The 6,301-nt window shown below is 67.8% G+C and carries 6 protein-coding genes; 4 read left to right on the forward strand and 2 right to left on the reverse strand.

Going from position 1 to position 6,301, the window contains the following annotated elements; genetic code table 11:
- Window positions 1-786: 786 nt before the first annotated feature.
- From E2C05_RS27165 to E2C05_RS34365, 4 genes are all read left to right on the forward strand, one after another.
- A complete protein-coding gene (locus E2C05_RS27165; RefSeq protein ID WP_133222782.1) occupies window positions 787-2,376 on the forward strand; it encodes an ABC transporter substrate-binding protein in 1,590 nt (529 codons plus the stop codon).
- A 357-nt stretch (window positions 2,377-2,733) separates the two neighbouring features.
- Window positions 2,734-3,021 (forward strand): DUF3489 domain-containing protein, encoded by a 288-nt coding sequence (locus E2C05_RS27170; protein ID WP_274607350.1) that lies wholly within the window; start codon window positions 2,734-2,736, stop codon window positions 3,019-3,021.
- A gap of 19 nt (window positions 3,022-3,040) precedes the next feature.
- Window positions 3,041-3,466: a recombinase family protein gene (locus E2C05_RS27175; protein ID WP_133222784.1), complete on the forward strand. Its 426-nt coding sequence runs from the start codon at window positions 3,041-3,043 to the stop codon at window positions 3,464-3,466.
- Window positions 3,467-4,008: 542 nt separating this feature from the next.
- Window positions 4,009-4,203: a hypothetical protein gene (locus tag E2C05_RS34365; protein ID WP_133222785.1), complete on the forward strand. Its 195-nt coding sequence runs from the start codon at window positions 4,009-4,011 to the stop codon at window positions 4,201-4,203.
- A 159-nt stretch (window positions 4,204-4,362) separates the two neighbouring features.
- On the opposite strand, the gene E2C05_RS34370 is transcribed toward E2C05_RS34365, so the two are convergent.
- Together E2C05_RS34370 and E2C05_RS27190 are read right to left on the reverse strand one after the other, a co-directional pair.
- Window positions 4,363-4,752, reverse strand: coding sequence for a hypothetical protein (locus tag E2C05_RS34370; RefSeq protein WP_205083119.1), 390 nt, complete (start codon window positions 4,750-4,752; stop codon window positions 4,363-4,365).
- Window positions 4,753-5,035: 283 nt separating this feature from the next.
- Window positions 5,036-5,803: a DUF3891 family protein gene (locus E2C05_RS27190; protein WP_240046915.1), complete on the reverse strand. Its 768-nt coding sequence runs from the start codon at window positions 5,801-5,803 to the stop codon at window positions 5,036-5,038.
- Window positions 5,804-6,301 lie beyond the last annotated feature (498 nt).

A 6,301-nucleotide genomic window follows, 5' to 3' on the forward strand; every position in this document is an offset into this window, starting at 1 on the left:
CCGCCCTCGCTGACCACAGGCCCATCTCCCACCTCAGTGCGTTCGTTCTGATCCATGCTGCATCTCACCATGCCGGTCTCCGGACGGACAAATCGATCTCCAGGGAAACCAGGTGCAGCTCTGGCGCTGGAGTCGGCGGTGCAAGGATGAGCGAGCCAATTGGCGCAGCGAGGGTTGCACGGAAGAGGGGCAGCCATCGAGCGACAGGAGGGTGCGGCGCCGGAAGGCGACGATCACTGCCTCGTCCTGCGGGCGGAGCACCGTAGGGCGCGGCGCCTTTGGGGGCATGGCAGAGGCAGTGGTGAATGCCCGCTTGCGCCACGTCTGGACTGTGCTGGGACTGTTGCCCTGGCACCTGGCGAGGGCCCTTACGCCACCTTCAACAGCTTGGATCGCACGACGAACTGTCTCCGTATTTGTGGCGCGGCCGGGAAGAACCTGTCCCGCTGCGCGTCCCTCCAGGCTTGCAGCTTGGGTGTGCCACCGGCGACGTCGTCAAGGATATCATCCGGAATTCGGAGCGCAACGTCAGCGACCTGACGGCTCCATGATGACCGGCGGCCTGGGAGGATGACAGACGAGCCTGGGCGCCATCACCCGATCGGAGTTTGAAACGTCATGGCCTGAACCGAGCAGATTGGGCTTGGGCTGGTACGAGGTGGCGCATCACTGGCCGCCCGGACCTTCGCCGCGCATCGGCCGAATGGTCTTGCCGCACAGAACCCGTTCATTACATCCTCGTCAACGGCACGTCCGATGCCGAATGAGATAGAGGGAGGGTGACCCATGAATCGACGCGATGTCTTGCGTAGGGCTGCCGCAGTGGGCGCGGCCGCGGGCCTCAAGGCACCGGCCGCCTTCGCTCAGTCCGCGCGCGACCGGACCTTGCGTGTTGCACCCCTGACCGCGCTGGCTTCAGTTGACACGGTGTTCAATACCTCGCTCGTCACGACCAACCACGGCTACGCGGCCTACGACACGCTCTTTGGCTTCACCAGCAGGCGCGAGATCACGCCGCAGATGGCCGCGGGATACGGCGTCGAGGATGATGGCCGCACCTACATCATCAAGTTGCGTGAAGGCCTGAAATTCCACAACGGCGAACCCGTCCGCGCCCAGGACGCGATCCAGAGCCTGAAGCGCTGGGCCGGCCGGGAGACCTTCGGCCAGACCGTGGCGAAGTTCGTCGATGACTGGAGCGTCGCGGATGACCGCACGCTGCGCATCCGGTTGACCCAGCCCATTCCCATCTTCCTGGAGGCGATCACCCGCGGCAGCGCTTCGGTGCCATTCATCATCCCCGAGCACATCGCCAAGACTGATCCATTCACCCAGGTCACCGATGCCACCGGCAGCGGCCCTTACCGCTTCGTCAAGGAGGAGTTCGTTCCCGGTCAGGTCGCGGTCTACGTTCGAAACCCGGACTACATCCCGGCCTCTGGCACGCCCGATTGGACCTCCGGCGCCAAGATCGCCCATTTCGAGCGGCTTGAGTGGCAGGCGTTGCCGGAACAGGCGACCGCCGCCGCCGCGCTGCGTTCTGGCCAGATCGACTGGTACGAACAGGTGCAGCCCGATCTCGTGCCGGGTTTGCGTTCCCACCCTCAAATCCGCATCGGCAACGCCAATCCCAGCGGATTCAACGGTATCCTGCGCTTCAATCACCTCCAGGCCCCGTTCAACAATCCGGCCATCCGCCGTGCCGTCCTGCTTGCCGTCAATCAGCAGGACTACATGCAGGCTCTCACGGGCGGCGATCCCTCGTCCTACGCCAACTGCCGGTCGATGTTCCCGTGCGGCACCCCGCATGGTGCTGATACGGGGCTGCGGCACATGCCCGCCGACCTATCTCGCGCCCGCGCGGCCCTGAGGGCCGCCGGCTATGATGGCACGAAGGTCGTGGTCCTGAGCCCCGCCGACGTCCCCACCATTCATCCGATGGGCGAGGTCACGGCCGACCTGCTGAAGCGACTTGGCATGAACGTTGAGTTCGCCGCCTTGGACTGGGCCACGCTCGTCGCCCGTCGCGCCAACCGCGAGGCGACCGACAAGGGCGGGTGGTCGATCTTCCACACTTGGGCTCCCTCCTCGGTCATTGGCTCCCCGGTCGAGCATTTCCCCATGCGCGGCCTCGGTGCCAGGGGCTGGGCCGGCTGGTTCAGCGACGACCAGATCGAGACGCTCACCGCCGCCTGGATCACCGCCACGTCCGATGCGGCCCGCGCCGAGGCTGCCGACGGTATTCAGCAGCGGGCCTTCGAGATGGTGCCGTTCATCCATTGCGGGCAGTTCCAGATCCGCACGGCTTATCGCAGATCCCTCACTGGCATGGTCGAGGGCGGCGCCGCCTTCATGTGGAACCTGCGCCGCGTCTGACACCGAGTGGCAACATCTGCCGACGGGACACTCGTTCCCTGCACTTGGCTGTGGGTGGCATCAGAGCCAATGGTCAGGCGCGCGCCGCGGTGAAGGCCGGCGCGCCGCCCAGACTGGCTTTTCGGCGGAGCTTCAGGTCGTAGCATCCGGCTGGTCGGGTGCTGCCTCCAGGAGCCCCGACATGGCCTTTTCGGACACTGCCCGCTGCAGCCTCACCGAGGCCGCGCAGCACCCGCTGCGGCTGGCCGCGCCGCCCGACAATGTGCCCGTTGCCGCCGCGCGCGTGGTGCTGAACAAGCTGCTGAAGCCGGCGAGCGCGCCGGCCTGCCCCACACCATCGCCGCCCCCCGTGCCATCCTGGTCAAACCAGCGCCGGCACCGCGCCCCGCCTGCCCGCACAAACGGCGCGAGGGCACCAGGCAGCATCAGGTGCTCGCCATGCTGCGCCGGGCGGAGGGTGCCACCTTCGCCCTGATCACGGAGGCCACTGGCTGGCAGGCCCACACGGTCCGCGGCTTCCTCGTCGGGCTGAAGAAGCGCCAGGGCTTCCCGGTCGGGGTCGCCGAGCGGCTTCGGCAGGTCGGCCTCGGCAAGGAGGGCGGCAAGGGCAGCTACTCCGTCTACCGCATCGCCGAGGCGGGCTGATGCGGCCGGCGCCGTCAGGCTGGCGGTTGGGTACCTCCGGGACTCAATTGCCGAGCAGGGCCAGAGCAGCCTTGGGGTTGAGGTGGAGCAGAGCAGCATCCATGCCTTTGCGGAGGCCCAGGGCTCGACGCTCGTTGCTAAGCACCAGGACGTCGCCAGTGGCAAGGACGACTGCCGGCCAGGCTTCCAGGCGGCGTCCGCGCGCTGCCGGCAACTCGGCGCGATGCTGGTCGCCGCGAGGCTCGACCGCATCACCCAGCGCACCCACACGCTCTCGCGCCTGCTGGAGGACGGCTACGCGATCCGGGCCGCCGACTTGCCGGCCGCCGACGACCTGATGATGCGCATCTACGTCGCCATGGCGCAGAAGGAGCGGGAGCTGATCAGCGAGCGGACCCGGCGCGCTGCGGGCCGCCAAGGCGCGTGGAGCGGTACTGGGCGGTGACAGGGGCTACCGGCCGGCCGAGGGCCTCCGTGTCGCGGCAGCAGCCCAGGCGCACCGCGTGGCGGCGGAGCCGGCCACATACCGGGTGGCGCTGGAGGTGGAGCGGTTGCGAGCCGTGGGCGTCATCGGCAAGGCGGCGATCGCGCGGGTGCTGACGGCGCGCGGCGTGCCGACGCCGCGGGACGGGGCTGCGTGGACCCACACCACAGTGGCGCGGGTGTTGGCTCGGGCCGGAGGCTGTGGGTTTCTGTCCGACGCGGTGGCGCGCGATGCGTGGCGACGAATCGCTGCGTCGCGGCATTGGCGATGCGTATTGTCGCTGCCCCAAGCGGATTGCGTGACCTCTGGAAAGCTGGTGAGGTCTGAGGATTGCCCAAGCGAGAGGTGGATCGATGTGTCGTCGCTTGCCGACCCGCGTAGCAGGCGTTGCGTTGGCCTTGGCGCTGACTGCCTGCGGTGACAGGTCTCCGCCGCCGCTGGCGCCCACGGCTGCACCCGCCGCCGCCGTCGCCACGACGCCTCAGCCGCCCGCCGCGCCAAACGTGGCCGACCTGGTGGACGCTCGCGCCTCCTCCGGCGAGTCCGAGATGGAGCGCCGCGGCTTCGCGGTCGCGCGCCAGCGCGGGTTGACAGCCTTCTGGTGGAACGCGTCCGCGCAGGCCTGCGTGCAGACCGTGACAGCGAACGGCCGCTACCGGACCGTCTCGCCAGTGGCGGCGTCCAGTTGCGGCCACTGAGCCCCCCCTGGTTGCGACTGTAGCAACAGAGACAGCGGCGCGCCGGCGCCGACAGCGCACACCATCCCATCCGGGCCGTGCCAGCCGTGCTTGGTTTGGCCGCGGCGGGTGGCGCCAGTGCCCGAGCGATCGCGGCCAAGACGCCCCGCACCGATACGGTCATTCCCGGCACACGCTTGCATGCGACTGACGAGATCCGCTGCGCACAGGCCACTGTCCAGCCGATGCGGCCCTGCCACTTCGGCGTCGTCCGCCAGGGCCCTCGGGCGTGCCGAGGTGACGACCTTCCAGCAGGATGGCGGCGCCTGGACCATTGCCGTTCAGGCCGACCAGCCGGAGCGCTTTTGAGGCACCGCAGCGAAGGACGATGCCCGCCTGGTGATGGCGACGGATCACGACCTTTGCATGATCAGGATTGGCGAAAAGCAGTCCGAAATACCCGGAGCGATCATTTCGAAAAACTAGCAAATCGCCGCAGTTGCCCCGGCTCGGCGGCTGATGGCGGAGCGGGTCGCGCACCTGCCGGCGTTGAAACTTGAGCTGCTGCAAGCGGAGCGCGTAACCGGTAACGCGGCGCCGGCCCAGGCGCTGACTGAGCGCGGGGTTCCGACGGCACGGAGCGGCATGCACCCACATGACCCAAACGCGTGTGCTGGCGCGGGCGGCACTCGGACCGCCTCGTTTCGACTGTCCACGTCGGGGGTCAAGGCTGCGGCATCAGGTACGTTATGCACGCATTTCGGAACCCCGCTAGTACCTCCACGAAAGCTTGATAGCAGGCATGGAGATGTCTGACAGATCGGGCGTGCGAGCTTTTGGCGCTGGCGGCAGGTCAGGCCGGGGACAAGGTTTCGGCGAGCGTGCTCCAGGTCGCGTCGCGTAGGTCGCGGCGCATTTGCTCCTCGTCAGTCCAGCGGGTTTCGGCCGGTAGGCGGATCGCTTCGCATTGCACCCTCAGCGTGCTGCCGCGGAAGGGCCAAGGGTCCAGCGACCAGCGGGATTGCCCCAGCCGCACGAGAGTCATCTTGCGGGTGCTGCCATCTTCCATCGGCGCTTCCCCTGCCTTGTCGGGATCGGCGAAGCAGAGGGCCAAGGACAGGGCGTCAGTCACCGCGACAAGGGCGGAGTTGCGTTCGACCTGCTCGCGGGACACGCCGAGCTTGGCGATCCAGTCCGCCTGGAGCCTGGTTTCCTTGGCGTTGTTGCGGTCGATCGCGGCTTGATCCTCTGGCGGCAGGCTCTCCGGGTCCATGTACTCCGTGTAGACCCGCGTGCCGTGCAGGGAGATGAGCAGGGCGGGCCAGAGGCCGTAGGAGGCGCGGGCGATTTCCACGCCGCGCGCCCACATCGGGGCATGGACCGCCGGGCCGAGCCTGGTGAACGGGTGAGGCAGGCCCGTCTCGCGGTCGAGAGTCGGGGCGGTCTCCCAGGACAGCCAGGCGATGTCGTGCTGCTCAGCTGCGAGAATGACCTCGGGCGCCGGGTTTGGCTGCGCGAAGCCGGAGGCACCCCACGCGGCCATCATTTGGCCGGAAAGCAGGGCGTGGGAGGCTTGGGGGATGAGAAGGCGGGTGCCGTTCTCCGGGCTGCGCAAGATCATGAGATGCTAACGCAAGAGCTGGGCTTTGGGACGCAGCAATTCCTCACCTGGCTGGATGGGGCGCAGAGCGGCGGAGGGTACTGATCTCTGCGCATGCTCGCGAACACCGTCATTTCGAATCCAGTCAATCCCCGAAACACAGCGTCTCCGGACGCCGATCGCGGTTGGTCTGGCTCGAAAGTTGCGCGTTGCCTGCAAACGCCGATGATAGGGACGCTGCATCCCCTGTTCATCACCGGCCAACGGTCGTTGGTCCGTGTTGAACAGGCCGACTACGCGTCGTCGGCGTCCCGGTGCTGAAGCTTCGGCGCGTGTTCGGCTTCCCACTCCGCCACCGTGGGCTCCTCGCGCGGCACGCCGGCGTGGTTGTGTACCGTACCCGGCTCTTTGGACAACAGGTTGGATTACGCCGCGCACCTGAAGGTTTCTGCGTGCAAAGCGGCTCGCGTGTCGGCGGGGCTGCGGTGGCCGTTCTTCTCAATGATCCACTCGGTGTTG

Origin of the sequence: Paracraurococcus ruber (assembly GCF_004353985.1) — a bacterium.
Lineage (GTDB): Bacteria > Pseudomonadota > Alphaproteobacteria > Acetobacterales > Acetobacteraceae > Paracraurococcus > Paracraurococcus ruber.